Origin of the sequence: Acidicapsa ligni (genome assembly GCF_025685655.1) — a bacterium.
Classification (GTDB): domain Bacteria; phylum Acidobacteriota; class Terriglobia; order Terriglobales; family Acidobacteriaceae; genus Acidicapsa; species Acidicapsa ligni.
On sequence record NZ_JAGSYG010000001.1, the window covers coordinates 222,540 to 237,748 of the forward strand.

The 15,209-nt window shown below is 58.0% G+C and carries 14 protein-coding genes and 1 tRNA gene; 6 read left to right on the top strand and 9 right to left on the bottom strand.

The window, feature by feature from the left end:
• Positions 1 to 219 precede the first annotated feature (219 nt).
• On the bottom strand, positions 220 to 1,821 hold the full coding sequence (locus OHL19_RS00865; RefSeq protein ID WP_263355688.1) for a Na+/H+ antiporter: 1,602 nt from the start codon (positions 1,819 to 1,821) through the stop codon (positions 220 to 222).
• Positions 1,822 to 1,965: 144 nt separating this feature from the next.
• On the opposite strand from OHL19_RS00865, the gene OHL19_RS00870 reads away from it, so the two are divergent.
• Entirely contained in the window at positions 1,966 to 2,922 is a 957-nt protein-coding gene (locus OHL19_RS00870) for an ABC transporter ATP-binding protein (RefSeq protein ID WP_263355689.1), read from the top strand.
• A gap of 140 nt (positions 2,923 to 3,062) precedes the next feature.
• Here OHL19_RS00870 and rplI read toward each other — a convergent pair whose 3' ends face one another.
• The 8 genes from rplI to OHL19_RS00910 all read right to left on the bottom strand — a co-directional run bounded on the left by rplI (position 3,063) and on the right by OHL19_RS00910 (position 8,729).
• Positions 3,063 to 3,539 (bottom strand): 50S ribosomal protein L9, encoded by a 477-nt coding sequence (rplI, locus tag OHL19_RS00875; protein ID WP_263355690.1) that lies wholly within the window; start codon positions 3,537 to 3,539, stop codon positions 3,063 to 3,065.
• Between the two features lie 220 nt (positions 3,540 to 3,759).
• The gene (gene rpsR, locus OHL19_RS00880) at positions 3,760 to 4,125 is read right to left on the bottom strand and encodes a 30S ribosomal protein S18 (protein WP_263355691.1); all 366 of its coding nucleotides are present in this window, start codon (positions 4,123 to 4,125) and stop codon (positions 3,760 to 3,762) included.
• Between the two features lie 131 nt (positions 4,126 to 4,256).
• Entirely contained in the window at positions 4,257 to 4,730 is a 474-nt protein-coding gene (gene rpsF, locus OHL19_RS00885) for a 30S ribosomal protein S6 (protein WP_263355692.1), read from the bottom strand.
• Between the two features lie 157 nt (positions 4,731 to 4,887).
• Positions 4,888 to 5,550 carry an aminoacyl-tRNA hydrolase gene (gene pth / locus OHL19_RS00890; protein WP_263355693.1) on the bottom strand — a complete coding sequence of 221 codons (663 nt, stop codon included), beginning with the start codon at positions 5,548 to 5,550 and terminating at the stop codon, positions 4,888 to 4,890.
• Positions 5,551 to 5,553: 3 nt separating this feature from the next.
• Positions 5,554 to 6,219 carry a 50S ribosomal protein L25 gene (locus tag OHL19_RS00895; RefSeq protein ID WP_263355694.1) on the bottom strand — a complete coding sequence of 222 codons (666 nt, stop codon included), beginning with the start codon at positions 6,217 to 6,219 and terminating at the stop codon, positions 5,554 to 5,556.
• Positions 6,220 to 6,369: 150 nt separating this feature from the next.
• A complete protein-coding gene (locus OHL19_RS00900; RefSeq protein WP_263356789.1) occupies positions 6,370 to 7,362 on the bottom strand; it encodes a ribose-phosphate diphosphokinase in 993 nt (330 codons plus the stop codon).
• Between the two features lie 175 nt (positions 7,363 to 7,537).
• Positions 7,538 to 7,611: transfer RNA gene (locus tag OHL19_RS00905), tRNA-Gln, on the bottom strand.
• A 62-nt stretch (positions 7,612 to 7,673) separates the two neighbouring features.
• Positions 7,674 to 8,729: a 4-(cytidine 5'-diphospho)-2-C-methyl-D-erythritol kinase gene (locus OHL19_RS00910; RefSeq protein WP_263355695.1), complete on the bottom strand. Its 1,056-nt coding sequence runs from the start codon at positions 8,727 to 8,729 to the stop codon at positions 7,674 to 7,676.
• A gap of 60 nt (positions 8,730 to 8,789) precedes the next feature.
• Here OHL19_RS00910 and OHL19_RS00915 point away from each other — a divergent pair, with 60 nt between their 5' ends.
• The 5 genes from OHL19_RS00915 to OHL19_RS00935 all read left to right on the top strand — a co-directional run bounded on the left by OHL19_RS00915 (position 8,790) and on the right by OHL19_RS00935 (position 15,175).
• The gene (locus OHL19_RS00915; protein WP_263355696.1) at positions 8,790 to 9,119 is read left to right on the top strand and encodes a hypothetical protein; all 330 of its coding nucleotides are present in this window, start codon (positions 8,790 to 8,792) and stop codon (positions 9,117 to 9,119) included.
• A gap of 41 nt (positions 9,120 to 9,160) precedes the next feature.
• Entirely contained in the window at positions 9,161 to 10,918 is a 1,758-nt protein-coding gene (gene ggt, locus OHL19_RS00920) for a gamma-glutamyltransferase (protein WP_263355697.1), read from the top strand.
• Positions 10,919 to 11,070: 152 nt separating this feature from the next.
• A complete protein-coding gene (locus OHL19_RS00925) occupies positions 11,071 to 11,898 on the top strand; it encodes a sugar phosphate isomerase/epimerase family protein (RefSeq protein ID WP_263355698.1) in 828 nt (275 codons plus the stop codon).
• Between the two features lie 148 nt (positions 11,899 to 12,046).
• A complete protein-coding gene (asnS, locus tag OHL19_RS00930; protein WP_263355699.1) occupies positions 12,047 to 13,393 on the top strand; it encodes an asparagine--tRNA ligase in 1,347 nt (448 codons plus the stop codon).
• Between the two features lie 198 nt (positions 13,394 to 13,591).
• Positions 13,592 to 15,175 (top strand): EAL domain-containing protein, encoded by a 1,584-nt coding sequence (locus OHL19_RS00935; RefSeq protein ID WP_263355700.1) that lies wholly within the window; start codon positions 13,592 to 13,594, stop codon positions 15,173 to 15,175.
• Positions 15,176 to 15,209: the final 34 nt, after the last annotated feature.

Here is a 15,209-nt window from a genome sequence, read left to right on the forward strand (position 1 = left end):
GAGTCAGGTTTGTGTCTGCGGGAGCCAGGACGTGACTCGCTCCGCGTATTGAAGCAATAAGCTGATTATCGACCAGGAAGAGCGTGAGCCTCTTTAACAAAACGTGAATTAAAACGTTTGAACATGATGTTCTACGCGAAAGTCTAAAAGTAGCTATCGGTCACTTCTGGGATCGTATTCTGGTAACCAATCGAGGATGATGTGCTGCTGCTGGGCGGATTAATCTTCCTCGGCATTGCTGAAGCGGGATTCGTTCAGATCCAGTTCGCGTTCGATTCGACGCAGGACCTGGTCGTTGATCCGGCCTTCGTTGCGCAGGCGAACTGCGGTTTCGCGTTCGATGCTCTCGGCTTCCCTGGAGATCTCGATGAAGAACTGGTGGTGGTCGGCGTGTTCCGGGTTCTCTTCGCCGGGCTGAAGGCCTGCCAGCCTGTGACGATAGTGCCCAATGATGTCCTCATAGATTTCATCCGATTTGCCGCCATCCTCAAGTCGGGCTGTTTCCAGATGGGTCAGTGCGGCGGTGATTACCTGGCGGCGCGCTTCCTGCTCTTCACAGTTGGGGCCACCTGAGCCTTCCATACCCAGCATGCGGACCAGCGGCGTCAATGTAACTCCCTGCAGGACGAGGGTTACGAGAATGACGCAGAAGGTCAGAAACACGATCAGATCTCGCTCGGGGAAGGCCCGGCCATCCGCGAGCAGAGTGGGAAGAGACAGGGCCGCCGCGAGCGAGACTACGCCGCGCATTCCGGTCCAGCCGACAATGAAGACCTGCCGGGGTGAAGGTGCTTTTTCTTTCTGCTGGCTGAACCGGTTGCGCAGCCAGTTTGAAATCCATGCGCCGGGAAAGACCCATGCCATGCGCAGAACGATCAGCACCAGGCTGAAGAGCGCTCCGTCGAGCAGGATTTTGGAGATGCTGTATCCGCGAATCGAGGAGAGGAGGATAGGAAGCTGAAGCCCGATGAGGAGAAAGACAAGGCCATTCAAAACAAAGGTAAAGGACTGCCAGAAAGAGTAGATCTGAATGCGTACCGGGGGCGAGAAGAGGCGCGCGCTTTTGCGAGTCAGGAACAGTCCGCAGGCCACTACGGCGAGGACGCCGGAGGAATGAACGGCATCGGCGGCGAAATAGGCGGCGTAAGGGACGAGGATGCTCAGGGCAATTTCGATAGGGCCGTCGTCGATGTGCCGCTCGCCAAAGGCGATGATCCAGCCTACAAGCAGCCCGATGCCTGCGCCGCCGACTACGAGCCAGGCCAGCGTTAACAGGCTGCCGGAGACGGTTGGGACGCTTCCGCTTACGACCAGCGCGATGGCGAACTCCAGTGCGAGTAGGCCGGTGGCATCGTTGATGAGACTCTCGCCCTCCAGAATGTCGACGATGCGGCCGGGCAGTCCTACTTTTTTCGCGATTGAGGTCGCAGCGATGGCATCCGTGGGGGCCACGATTGCTCCGAGGACCAGGCCGAGACGCCAGTCGAAGCCGGCGAAAAATTTAGGGGTGAACAGGGCTACTCCCACGACGGTAAAACCAACCAGGCCAAACGCGAGGAGGAAAATGCTGACCAGATTGGAGCGGAAATCCCGCCATGAGGTGGCCCATGCTGAGGAGTAGAGCAATGGAGGCAGGACTACGAGAAAGATCAGATCCGGATTGAGTGCGATGCGCGGGATGCCGGGAATAAATCCCAGCAGCAGTCCACCGATAATCATTACGATCGGATAGGGCGTGCCAATCTTTCGCGCCAACTGTCCAAACGCAATGATGAAGAGCAGTAGCAGCAGAAAAAGCAGTTCGGCTGTTCTGATGTCCATCGATCGATGTCCTCCGCAGGGTCGAAGCTGCTATACCTGTCCGGTCCATTATGCATGGCTGCGTCTCGCAATCATAGACATGGATGGGCGGATCGGCTGGGCGTGGTAAAGACCGTGATAGATACCATGCCTTAGGATGAGGCAATGGCTTCTTCGATTCATGCTGCCAACACCGCCAACACAACCGAGGCAATCGGGAGCGATGCTCCTCTGCTGGAGATTACGGACCTGCATGTCTGGTTTGGTGCAGTGGAGGTGGTGCGCGGGGTGAGTCTCTCGCTGCATCGCGGTGAGGTGCTGGGGCTGGTGGGAGAGTCGGGTTCGGGCAAGAGCGTGACTTCGCTGGCGATCCTGGGATTGCTGAATCCTGCGGCCCGTGTTGCGGGGTCGATACGCTGGCAGGGGCGTGAGTTGCTGGGAGCGGATGTGGCCAGCCTGAGCGCCAGCCAGAGGGCTGCCCTGAGGGCAATACGCGGACGCGAGATTGCCATGATCTTTCAGGAGCCGATGACGGCTCTCAATCCGGTGATGACGGTTGGGAGGCAGTTGACGGAGGCGATCCTGGTGCACTCCAAGGTGTCTGGGCGCTCGGCAAAGGCTCATGCCATTTCTGCGATGGAGGCGGTGGCGATTCCGGAGGCTGCGGGGCGCTATGGCGATTATCCGCACCAGTTTTCCGGCGGGCAGAGGCAGCGCATTCTGATTGCGATGGCCCTGGTGCATAAGCCGCAATTACTGATTGCCGATGAGCCGACGACGGCCCTGGATGTGACGGTGCAGGCGCAGGTTTTGGATCTGCTGAAGGACCTGCAACGCGAGCATGGCGTGGCTATGCTGTTTACGAGTCATGACCTGGCCGTGGTGGGGCAGATGGCCAACCGGGTGGCGGTCATGCGCTATGGGCAGGTGCTGGAGAGTGGAAGCGCGGTTCAGGTGCTGGCTGAGGCGCAGCATCCGTATACGCGGAGCCTGCTGGGGGCGGTTCCTACGCTGAGAACGGACCGGAATTTACCGTTGGCCACACTTGCTTCTTCAGGCATACGAGACGCTGGTCCGCTGCTTGAAACGGTCCCCGGACATTGGGTCCGGCAGAGCAAGTAATGCGGGCAAGCAAGACGGGCAAGTAGTGCCTTCTAAACGAAACAGGCACCTCTGAATGAGGCAAGCCCACCCTACGCCTGAGCGCGGGGTGGGCCGTCTTTTTGTGCCTGTCTATCTTCGGTTCAAACTACAGGTTTTGCTTACGCGCCGACTTCGACTGCGGACTCGACGACGCTCTCAGCAGCGACTGTCACCTTGACGTGCGCGGTGACTTCGCGGTGCAGCTTGATGGCAACCGCAGTCTCACCGACAGCCTTGAGGGGCTCGGCCAACTGGATCTTGCGGCGGTCGACTTCGAAGCCTTTGACCTCGAGCTCGTGTGCGATATCGGCTGAGGTGACGGAACCGAAGAGGTGGCCGTTCTCGCCCGACTTGCGGGTGAAGTTGAGAACCAGAGGCTCGAGTTGAGCGGCCAGGGATTCGGCAACAGCCTTCTCCGAAGCGGAGCGGCGCGCAGCAGAGGCCTTCATCTGTTCAATGACGGCCTTGTTGGAGGTGGTAGCCTGCAGGGCCAGCTTGCGCGGCAGCAGGAAATTGCGACCATAGCCCTCGGCCACTTTCACCACGTCTCCGCGGTGGCCAAGATTCGCTACGTCTTCTTTCAGAATGACTTCCATTGGAAACTCTCCATTGTTTCAGGCGGCGCTTTTGGAACTGACCTCATATTGTTCAAACACGGGGTAGAGCCAGGGGTTGCGCCGCGACGGATTATAGAGCCGTACCACATTAGTCTGACTACTCCACAAAGGCAGTAGTGTTGCGAATTGTTCAAAATTCAGCAACATTTACCTTTGAGGTGCTTTCAGAGCCACTGGGACCGCTCTCTAGCATCTCGGTTTAGTGGCGCGCGGCGAATGGCAGCAGAGCGATGTTGCGGGCCTGCTTGATTGCGCGGGTCAGGCGGCGCTGGTGCGTGGTGCAGACACCGGTGAGACGCCGGGGAACGATCTTGCCGCGCTCGGCCACAAAGCCCTGGAGCAGGCGAACGTCGCGGTAGGGGATCGCATCGATCTTTTCGGTGCAGAACTTGCAGACTTTTTTGCGGCGGAAGAACTTGCCGCGGCCGCCAGGGCCGCCGGAAGGACGCGCGCCAGCAGGACGACCACCGCCACCACCGTGCGAGCCGCCGGGGCCAGATTGCCCTGAGGGACCGGACGGTGCGCCAGCGCTCTCGGGGGCCTTTACCTGATTTTCATCGGACATAGGATTTCCTTTTTCTTGTGCGTTGCCCGGCATCTCCGGGTCGCTGGTTCCGGCTGACTATCCACAGCTTTTCAACGGGCGGTGGCAGCAGCAATTCAAAAAGATGAAGCTTGAAAAACTCGCTTGAAAAACTAGGCGCTTACCTGCTCCGCTTCCACTTCTTCGGCGGCAACTGCGGCAGGTGCAACCGGCTCAGCTACGGCGACCGGGGCAGATGCTGCAACTGGTGCGGCGGCGGCAGGCTGCTGCTGCGGCATCGCGCTCAGCTTCTTACGGCTGTTGCGGATGGCGCGAACCTTGGCGAGACGCTTTTCTTCTTCGTCCATGCGCACGGTGATGAACTTGATCACCGGCTCTGTGACGCGGAGACGACGCTCGAGCTCGGCGACTACGACTCCGTCGGCTTCAATGGTCAGCAGAACATAGTTGCCGTCGTTGAACTTGCGCACGGTGTACGCGAGCTTGCGGCGGCCAAGCTTCTCGGTCGACTTGATGACGCCGCCGCCAGTGGTGACGGTGCCTTCAAAGCCTGCAACGAGCTTGTCCAGTTCTTCTTCAACCACATCCGGGCGAACGATGAACATTACTTCATAAACACGATCCATGTTTGACTCTTTCCGCTGAAACATTCGTTTTCAGCCATGCCCGCCGGCCTTGCCCGTCTTTCAATCAAGACTCAACCTTAGCGGCCTTCTCACCTGTACTGCCTGATCTGCTACTGAACTACCGGACTTCAGGAACGAATTTTCTATTCCTTTATCCCTAATCCCTGCGGTTAAACTCGTTCATTGCCGCTGCCGGACCCACTTCTACAATTCTCCGAACGGCTGTTGCTACTTTGTCCAAGACTTCATCCAGCACTGCCAGATCCGCCTTACGCATCGGATCGAGCAGGTAATCCTTGCCACCTCTGCGCTTTGCTCCAGCCGCAATTGCTTCGGCTGGAAGATCGGGCCCAACGCCGATCCGAATCCTCAACCACTCGTTCGAACCGAGAACCGAGGTGATACTGCGCGCTCCGTTATGGCCCGCTGGAGAACCTCGCTCCTTGATCTTCACCGTGCCCAGCGGCAGATCCAGTTCGTCGTACAGCACGACCATGTTCTGCCCTGTCTGACTACCAGCCCCGGCTTCGAACTCCTTCACCAGGGCGGCTACGGAAAGCCCGCTCAGGTTCATGAAGGTTTCCGGCTTGGCCAGGATCACTTCTCGTCCACCCAACCTTGTGGTTCCGGTAAGAGCCTTGCATCGCCGGTTCTGGACCACAATCCCTTGCTGCTGGGCGATGCGGTCGATTGCCATGAATCCCGCGTTATGCGGTGTCCACTGGTACTCCATGCCGGGATTGCCCAACCCCACCACCAGAAACGGGCTGGTGGAATTGGACGTAATCGGACTGCCCGGCAGTTGTGCTTCCTCAACCAAGAGTTACTTCTTTGCGTCGGCAGCCGGAGCGTCCGTCTTGCCCTTCTTGGCAACTTCAGGCTCGGTTCCAGCAGCGGCGGCTTCAGGAGCGGCCTCGGCGCGGATCGAGATTACGTGAGCAATGGTTGCATCCTCAGCCGACAGGAACTTGATCGAGCCGGAGTGAGGCAGATCGCTGACGTGAATTGCGCCGAAGAGAGCCAGGTTGGTGACATCGACATCGATGTGGCTGGGAATCTCGGCTGGCAAGCACTCGAGTTCCACTTCACGCATAACCTGATCGAGCATGCCGCCCTCGTTCTTGACGCCTGAGGCTACGCCGATCAGACGAACAGGAACGCTGACGCGGATGGCCTTGTCGAGCGCGATGCGCTTGAGATCGATGTGCAGCAGGGTGTCGCGGATCGGTTCGTACTGCCAGTCCACGATCATGGCTTTTACTTTGCCGGAGCCGGTGACATCCACGTCAAAAATGGTGTTGTGGCCAGACTCGGAGTGCAGGATGCGCAGAATCTGCTTGGGGTCCAGTTCGAGCGCGATGGACTCTTTTCCAGCGCCGTAAATGACGGCGGGAATTTTGCCTGCAACGCGAACCTGGCGGGCAGCATTCTTATTGAACTTTCCATTGGCCGGCACTTGGCGGGGCGTGGCGATTACGACTTCAGGCATTTTTCTCTCATTCTCTCTCGGGCACGCGCTGCAAATAAGCAGGTTGCGCTCCCTTTGTTAAAGATGGACCAGGGATAAGAACAGGGATTAGAAACGTGTCACGGTTGACGCCATTTTGCTAATCGAATTCCGTTTCCCTGCATCCTCCGGTTAATTGAAGAGACTGCTAACGCTGGTCTCCATGTGAATGCTTTCGATGGCTGCGCCCAGAAGCCCAGCGATTGAAAGCACCTTGATCTTCGACAACTTCTGCGCAGCTTCCCGCAGAGGAACTGTATTCGTCACTACCAACTGCTCCATGCGCGAGTTGGCAATGCGGTCAATCGCGGGTCCGGAGAGCACCGCGTGGGTGGCGCAGGCATGAACTGCAGTTGCCCCGTTTGCCAGTAGCGCATCCACCGTCTTGACCAGTGTTCCGGCGGTATCCACCATGTCGTCGATCACCAGGCAGGTACGCCCTTTTACGTCGCCGATCACATGCATTACTTCCGAAACATTCATATCCGTACGACGCTTATCCACAATGGCCAGCGGTGCGCCCATCTTGGTGGCGAAGAAGCGAGCACGCTCCACGCCGCCTGCATCGGGCGAAACCACGGTCAGGTTGGGCAGGTTCAACTCCCGGAAGTGGCTGACCAGCACCGGGCTGGCAAACAGGTGATCCACCGGAATATTGAAAAAGCCCTGAATCTGCGCCGCGTGCAAATCCACAAACAATGCGCGGTTGGCGCCGGCTGTGGTTAACAGGTCGGCAATCAACTTGGCACTGATGGCTACGCGCGGACGGTCTTTTCTGTCCTGCCGGGCGTAACCGTAGTACGGGACGACTGCCGTAATTCTCGCGGCAGAGGCCCGCTTGAGTGCGTCAATCATGATCAGCAGCTCAAGCAAATGCTGGTCGACGGGAAAGCATGTCGGCTGTACGAGAAAGACGTCGGTACCGCGAACATTTTCCAGCAGTTGAAAGTAAACTTCACCGTCGGCAAATCGCTGGAGCTTGCTTTCGCCCAGCTTGACACCGACAAATCCGGCAATCTCTTCGGCCAGCGGGCGATTGGCCGATCCGGAGAAGAGCTTGAAGCTCTTGTCCTCACCCAATCCCCGGCTCCGCTTCCGCTCGGAGGCCAATTTGGCCTCTTTCATCTTCGGGCTGCCTTCGGTTGATGCTGCCGTGGCTACTGCTTCTTCATTGACAACTGCCTGCTCGTCCGTCTTCACTCGTAAGCTCCTCCCAAGCTGGTTGGCTTTGGTTGCTTCCTGAATCCCTTCGAACCCTGTAATTGCCTGTTCTCGTGAACGCGGCACAGGTTCGAAAATCTGGCTGGGCGACTAGGATTCGAACCTAGACAAAGTGCGTCAAAGGCACTTGACCTACCATTAGTCGATCGCCCAGTAGTCAAATTCCGGCAACCGCAGGCGAGTTTTCATGCTCGCAATAGCGGTTGTCAAGTTGCTTATGTCTCAAGCATTTGCTGCCAGTAGGCTTGGCGCGGCAGGGTGCGAGTCAACAGGCTGGCTACCCCGGCCGCCCGCAATCGCTGCCGGGCTGCTTCTGCTTCTCCGTGACCTCGGTAAAGGCCAAAGAGCGCTGAGCCTGATCCAGACAGGGACGCGTGCAGAGCTGCCTCCGGAGTACCGGAAGCCACAAGAGCGCACTTGATCTCGCTTAGAAAGGGATATTGCGGAAAGACGACGCGTTCGAAGTCGTTCACTATCCCGGTGCGGACAAGCGCGGACACCTGAGGTCCGGCCAGGTCTCCTCCCACGGAAGAGACACCGGAGGAGCCTGCCCACGCTTGCTCACCCGTAAGGGCGGCTGCATAGACGCGACTCAACTGCTTAAGTTTAGCCTCACTTGCCTCTGAGGTCAAACATTCCGTCGCGCAGAGGGCGTCCCAGTCGCGAAAAGCCTGCGGAGTGGAGACTCCGACGGACGGTGTGGCGACCAGGCACCAGGTTGGTTCTGTTCCCGAAATCAGGTCTGGCATGGGGAAGACCTGCTGGCCTCGATCCAGCCCCAGGACGGTGCCGCCGATAAGAAAAAGCGGTACGTCGGAGCCTACCTGCTCGGCGATGCGCAGGCGTTCCGCGCCCCAGTTTGCGGGGAAGGCGTCCGGGCCCAGTTCGGCTTTCAGTTCAGCTTCCAGGCCGACCAGTGCGGCGACTGCGTTGGCCGATCCTGCGCCCATGCCGCCTTGAATGGGTAGCTGCTTTTCGATGTGGATATGCACTTCGGCGGAGAGGCCGAGGGTTTCCAAGGCGAGCGCGGTCATCTTCCATGCGGTGTTGCGATTGTCGGTGGGGACGCGCCGCTCGTTGGAGGTTAGGGAGATTCGTGGGCCGTGTTCGGGGTGCGGTTCTGGGTGTGTTCGGCGGGCGGTAACTGTCACCAGGTCATGTACTTCAAGTGTCTGGTAGATCGTCACTAGACCGTGAAAGCCATCTGCGCGCGGCGCACCGATACCTAGTCCGAGATTGATCTTTGCGTGCGAGCGAACGGCGGTTGGCATATCGAATCTATTGTACGAGTGTGCTTGGCTGGGTTGTGGAGAAGCAGATTCCCTTCGGGAATGACAGCCAGAAGAGCAAAGGCAACTGCAAGAGCAAAGGCAACTGCAAGAGCAAAGGCAACTGCAAGAGCAAAGGCAACTGCAAGAGCAAAGGCAACTGCAAGAGCAAAGGCAACTGCAAGAGCAAAGGCAACTGCAAGAGCAAAGGCAACTGCAAGAGCAAAGGCAACTGCAAGGGCAACTGCAAGGGCAACTGCAACTGCAACTGCAACGGAAAGAAGCAGATTCCCTTCGGGAATGGCAGACAGAAAAGCGAAGGCAAGGGCAAGAAAAGCAAGGGCAAAAGCCAGGGCGAGGGCTGAGGCTAAGGCTGTCGGTGGATTTATCTGAACTCTGTTGGGTGGGGGGCGCTATCCTGTTCCGAACTGCGGATGATCATTACTTTTTGCAAAACTCGTTGCTTTGCGCTTGCGCTTCTGATTGCGCCTGCTGCTTCGTTTGCGATGGCGCAGGTTGCTCTTCCTTATCGCGATGAGCAGCCTGTTCGCGCGAAGAATGGCATGGTGGTCAGTGCGCATCACCTGGCTTCGGATGCCGGGTTGCAAATCCTCAAGGATGGCGGCAATGCTGTCGATGCTGCGGTGGCTACTGGTTTCGCGCTGGCGGTGGTGCATCCCGTGGCGGGCAACCTTGGCGGCGGCGGCTTTTTGCTGCTGCGTACACAGGACGGCCGCTCGACGTTCATCGACTTTCGCGAGCAGGCTCCGCTTGCTGCCTCTGCCAATATGTATCTCGATGCGAATGGCAATGTTCTTCCTGAGGAGAATCTGCAGTCGAGCATTACCGGTTATCGTGCTATCGCTACGCCGGGATCTGTGGCGGGGCTGGCGTATGCGGAGAAAAAATATGGCAGGCTGGGCCTCGCCAGGGTTATCGCTCCGGCCATTCAGCTTGCGGAAGCGGGTTTTGTGCTCACTGCGCAGGAGACGCATGAATTGCAGGACACCAACCTGGCGCGGTTTGCCGACTCCAGGAGAATCTTTCAGCGCGGTGGGCAGTATTACCAGGCGGGCGAGGTGTTCAAACAGCCGGAGCTGGCCAGAACACTGAGACGCATCTCTGCGAATCCGGATGATTTTTATCACGGCAAGCTGGCGCAGGAATTAGTTGCAGATCTCAAAAAGGGTGGCGGCCTGGTTACGCTCGATGACCTGGCTCACTACGAGGTGAAAGAGCGAGCGCCGGTCGTGGGCCATTTTCACAACTACACGGTGATCAGTGCTCCGCCGCCGTCCTCTGGCGGAGTGGTGCTGGTGAGTGCGCTCAACATTCTGGAGCCGTACGATCTGGCCAAGCTGGGGGATCGTAGTCCGGAGTGGATTCACCTGGTTACGGAGGCCTATCGACGGGCCTATATGGATCGCAGCGAGTACCTGGGCGATCCCGATTTTAACTCGATGCCCATCGCGGAGCTTACCAACACCGGATATGCCGCGGCGTGGCGCAGCAGCATTGCCGACAAGGCGACCCCGTCGGCGGATTTGCATCGGCCTGAAGGCTTTTTGCCGCCTCCGCCGAGGACTGCCGGTAAGAGTGCGGAGTCGCAGGATACGACGCACTACTCCGTTGTTGACCGGGAGGGAAATGCTGTCTCTGTCACGACGACGCTCAACAATGGTTTCGGCTCTGCGGTGACTGCGGGTTCGCTGGGATTTCTGCTCAATGACGAGATGGATGATTTTGCGGCCAAGATCGGTACACCCAACATGTATGGGCTGATCCAGGGTCCGGCGGATGCGATTGCGCCTCGCAAGCGGCCACTCTCGGCGATGACTCCGACCATTGTTTTGGAAGGGGATAAGTTGCGCTATGTTCTGGGATCGCCGGGAGGTTCACGCATCATCACGACTGTCGCCAATATCTTTCTGTCTGCGGCGGAAGGCGGCCTCAATATCCAGCAGGCGGTGGACGCGCCTCGCTTTCACCACCAATATCTGCCGGACAAACTTTCGCTGGAGCCGGGCTTCGATCCGGAGACCATTACGGCTCTCAAGGCGCGGGGATACGATCTCGATATTCGCAATGGCCACTGGTCTGACGGCGAGTGCATTGCTGTCGATCCGCACACGGGCGAACTGCTGGGCGGACAGGATCATCGCAGTCACTATGGCAAGGCGGCTGGGTACTGAGTGGGATCGTTTCATGGGCTGGAAGTGGCTCTTGGACTTTGCTGACGGTTGGACTAGTTCTCTGATTTATCAAGGCTTCTTCTTTTCATCGCCCCGAAAATGCGACAATCACTTAAGTAACTGGAAGCATCCAACCGATATCGGGGATCTGAATGACCAAGCTGCGATGTCTATCGACACACCTCTTTCTGAAGGAGCGCCTGCATCCCGGCCTGCTGGAACTGGCCTTTCGCAGCGGTGCCGAGGCTGTCGAGATTTTTGCCGCGCGCCAGCACTTCGACTACACCAGCCGCGAGCATGTGCAGGAGCTGGCCTCCTGGTTCGCCTCCAATCCGTTGCAGCCGTGGTCGATGCATGCGCCTCTCTATCCCGATCGCGAAATGGGCCGGGCCGGTGCTCCTGCGGTTAACCTGCTGCACCCGGAAAAGTCCCGGCGGATCGACGCTATGGATGAAGTCAAGCGGGCGCTTGAAACCGCGGAGTATCTGCACTTCAAAAATTTAGTCGTTCACCTGGGCGAACGCGGAGACACCTGGTCGCCTCGCGCGCTGGAGCACGCACTCACCGCGCTGGAGCACCTCGATGCCTTCGCCAATCCTCTTGGGGTTCGGCTGCTGGCGGAGAATATTCTTAACGAGCCGACGACGCCTGAGCACCTGATGGAGATTCTTACGCTGGGGCACCTCAAGCGCATTGGAGTCTGCCTCGATACCGGCCATGCTCACATTACGGTTGGCGTTACGGATGCCATTGCGACGCTGGGCGACCGCATCGTCTCGGTGCATGTCCACGACAATCATGCGGTGCGCGATGAGCATCTGTGGCCAGGGGAAGGCAGCATTGACTGGCCGGCTACGGCCAAGGCGCTTAATGCTTTGCCTGAGCCACCGGCGATGGTGCTGGAAATCCACTACTCGCTCGCGGAGACGCCAGCCGTGTTGAGTGAAAAGGTTCCGGCTGCGTTTGACAAGCTGGCCTGAGGCTTTGCCGGGAACGGTGTCTCCACTTCCCTGCCCCGCGTTATGCTAGAAAACACGGGGCTCGTGACGGCTTGTTGCCGGTTCCCGAAAAGATCGTTTCTCGTGAAGGCGTACTTCATGAGAAACATATTGAAAGCCGGTTCTGCGCATGTCTGAAATCATCCCTACTTCTACCGCGCCTGTCACAACAATTGCCACTATCGGCCAGCATGAAGGGCAGTCTGTCACGCTGCGCGGCTGGCTCTATAACCTGCGCGAAAGCGGCAAGCTGCTCTTCCCTATTTTCCGGGATGGCTCGGGCACGATCCAGGGAGTAGCCCACAAGTCTGGCGTAGCTCCCGAGGTATTTGAGGCGCTGAAGGGCCTCACGCAGGAGTCCAGCGTGATTGTGATCGGCAAGGTTCGCGCCGACCAGCGTGCTCCGGGTGGTTATGAGCTGGATGTGGAGCAAATCCAGGTGGTGCAGCGTGTACCGGAGGAGGATCCTTACCCGATCACTCCGAAGGAGCATGGCGTCGATTTTCTCATGGAGCGCCGCCACCTCTGGGTACGCTCGGCGCGGCAGGCTGCGATTCTCCGCATACGTGCTGAGATTATGCGCGCGGCTGCCGAGTACTTTGACAGCAACGGTTTTACTCGCACCGATCCGCCGATTCTGACTCCGGCGGCCTGCGAAGGTACTTCGACGCTCTTCCCTGTCGATTACTTTGGCGAGGAAGCATTCCTGACGCAGTCTGGCCAGCTTTATATCGAATCGACGGCGCTGGCGCTGGGTAAGGTTTACAGCTTTGGGCCGACGTTCCGTGCGGAGAAATCCAAGACGCGCCGCCATCTCACGGAGTTCTGGATGATCGAACCGGAGGTCGCGTATTGCGAGCTGGATGGATTGCTCGAACTGGCGGAGAACTTTCTTGCTCACATCGTTCAAAGCGTGCTGAAAAACCGCACGCCGGAGCTGCAGGTGATTGGGCGCGATATCGCAAAGCTGCAGGCTATCCAGGCTCCGTTTCCGCGTTTGCGCTATGACGAGGCCGTCGCCATGCTGAACCAGGCTCATAAGGATGGTCATCTTGAACATCCCTTTGAGTATGGCAATGACTTTGGTTCGCCTGACGAAACGTGGCTAAGCAACCAGTTTGATCGCCCCGTAATGGTTCATCGTTATCCTGCGGATGTGAAAGCCTTCTACATGCAGCCTGACCCGGTCGATCCAAAATTTGCGCTGTGCGTCGATGTGCTGGCTCCTGAGGGCTATGGCGAGATCATCGGGGGTTCGCAGCGGGTGGATAGCTACGATTTGCTCAAGTCGCGTATCGAGGCGCACAATTTACCTCTCGATGCCTTCCAGTGGTATCTGGATCTGCGCCGCTACGGTAGTGTTCCGCACAGTGGTTTTGGCATGGGCATCGAGCGTGCTGTTGCGTGGATTTGCGGCCTGGATCATGTTCGCGAGACTATTCCTTTTGCCCGGACATTGAATCGCATCTTTCCATAAACAGTTTTATATCTGTGGTCTATGAAAGAAATGGGAGAGCGATCTCGTACTGTTACGGTACTTTTTCGCGGCCTCTTGTAAGAAATCTCCTGAAACGATTTTTTGCCTCTGCGAAACTATCGCTATGATTGCTGCAAGATTGTCCGGTAACTGGCTGATCCATAGGTAAGATTCGAGGCTGTTGATGCGAAGATGCCGATGAAGCGCCGACGACGACTTGCGATTGCGGTTCTCGCGCTGCTAGGGACACTCCTGGGAGCGGCGAGCGGATATTGGCTGGGACGCGCCTCTCTGATGAGAACCGCCGGATCCGGACTTGCAAGCTATGCAGGCGGCCTGGTCGTCCATGCGGAGGAGTATTCCCGTGAACTGAGCGGGATCCAGAAGGCTTTTAATCCCTCGCCATTCCAATTCTGCTCTCCTGATGAAATTGCGAAGATGCAGGCCCTGACCTACGAGTCCCTGCAGGTGAAGGAAATTGGCCGAACGCGGAACGGCAAGCTGGAGTGTTCCGCATTTCTGGGCCGGCTGAACCCTCCGTGGCAGGAACGTGCCCCGTCGCTTGTACTCGGGCAGGGAGTCAATATTTATGCGAACGTGCCGCTGCAAATCGCTGGATTGGCCGTAGGGACAATTGTTGAAGGCGGCGGTGTGAGTGCTGTTCTAAGCCCGACTGCGTTTGACCACTGGAACCGCCCGGGCATGCGCTACATGGTTGAGATCGTCGATCGCAAATCCCATCAGGCCGTTCAGATTGCGGGCGACAAGTTGGATACGGACCTGGGGTGGGTGCTGTCTGAGAGATCGACGCGCGGCCCAGGCATGGCTCCGACTGAGATCTATCGCGCACGCTGCTCTCATGTGAGCCCGGTGTGCGTTGTGACGGCTTCGTCCACGGCAATGTTGATTGAAGATGGGAAAGCCGTTTTGTGGGAATACACGGCTCTCGGCTCGATCGCAGGATTTGGTCTCTGCCTGGCGATTGGGCAGTTTTATCTTCGAAGCATGGGGACGGCGCAGCAGCTTCGCCGCGCTATTCGCAGGGAGAAACTCTCGCTCGTCTATCAGCCGGTTATCGAACTGCCTTCGCGACACTGCTCGGGAGCGGAGGCCCTCGTCCGATGGTCCGATGAGGACGGTGTGGCTGCGGCGCCGGACTTTTTCGTTCATCTTGCGGAGGAGCTGGGGTTCATCGGCGAACTCACAGCGTTTGTGGTGCGGCGGGCCATTGCGGAGGTTGGGGAGATCTTGCGCAAGAATCCCGAACTAACCCTCAGCATCAACATTGCGGCCTCTGACCTTGAGGGGGACGCGCTTTTTCTGCTGCTGGATGAGCAGGTCAAGCAGGCACGCATTGCGCCGGGACAGATCGCACTGGAACTGACGGAACGCTCCACCACGGATATGGACTCGCTGCGCTGCGCTATACAGCGCCTGCATGAATACGGCTACCAGGTCCACATCGACGACTTTGGCAGTGGATTTTCCAGCCTGGCTTATCTGCATGAACTTGCCGTCGATGCAATCAAGATCGACCGCATCTTTACGCGTACGATTGGCACGGATGCTATCACTGCGTCCATACTGCCGCAGATTTTAGCCCTGGCTGAGACGTTACAACTGGACGTGATTGTGGAAGGCGTGGAGACAGAAGCCCAGGCCGAATACCTGATCCAGATGGGAAGAACCATGCAGGTGCAGGGATGGCTTTTCGGCAAGCCAACGGTCGCCACGGAGCTACCCAAATACAAGGGGCTATTCCAGGCTGAGACGGTGCTGTGAATGCAGCCGCGGATTTTGAGTTTAGAACCCGCTG

Coding starts and splice junctions, on each gene's coding strand:
- OHL19_RS00865 (WP_263355688.1), bottom strand. CDS start 1,821: ATGGACATCAGAACAGCCGAACTGCTTTTTCTGCTGCTACTGCTCTTC.
- OHL19_RS00870 (WP_263355689.1), top strand. CDS start 1,966: ATGGCTTCTTCGATTCATGCTGCCAACACCGCCAACACAACCGAGGCA.
- rplI (WP_263355690.1), bottom strand. CDS start 3,539: ATGGAAGTCATTCTGAAAGAAGACGTAGCGAATCTTGGCCACCGCGGA.
- rpsR (WP_263355691.1), bottom strand. CDS start 4,125: ATGTCCGATGAAAATCAGGTAAAGGCCCCCGAGAGCGCTGGCGCACCG.
- rpsF (WP_263355692.1), bottom strand. CDS start 4,730: ATGGATCGTGTTTATGAAGTAATGTTCATCGTTCGCCCGGATGTGGTT.
- OHL19_RS00895 (WP_263355694.1), bottom strand. CDS start 6,219: ATGCCTGAAGTCGTAATCGCCACGCCCCGCCAAGTGCCGGCCAATGGA.
- OHL19_RS00900 (WP_263356789.1), bottom strand. CDS start 7,362: ATGAAAGAGGCCAAATTGGCCTCCGAGCGGAAGCGGAGCCGGGGATTG.
- OHL19_RS00910 (WP_263355695.1), bottom strand. CDS start 8,729: ATGCCAACCGCCGTTCGCTCGCACGCAAAGATCAATCTCGGACTAGGT.
- OHL19_RS00915 (WP_263355696.1), top strand. CDS start 8,790: ATGACAGCCAGAAGAGCAAAGGCAACTGCAAGAGCAAAGGCAACTGCA.
- ggt (WP_263355697.1), top strand. CDS start 9,161: ATGATCATTACTTTTTGCAAAACTCGTTGCTTTGCGCTTGCGCTTCTG.
- OHL19_RS00925 (WP_263355698.1), top strand. CDS start 11,071: ATGACCAAGCTGCGATGTCTATCGACACACCTCTTTCTGAAGGAGCGC.
- asnS (WP_263355699.1), top strand. CDS start 12,047: ATGTCTGAAATCATCCCTACTTCTACCGCGCCTGTCACAACAATTGCC.
- OHL19_RS00935 (WP_263355700.1), top strand. CDS start 13,592: ATGAAGCGCCGACGACGACTTGCGATTGCGGTTCTCGCGCTGCTAGGG.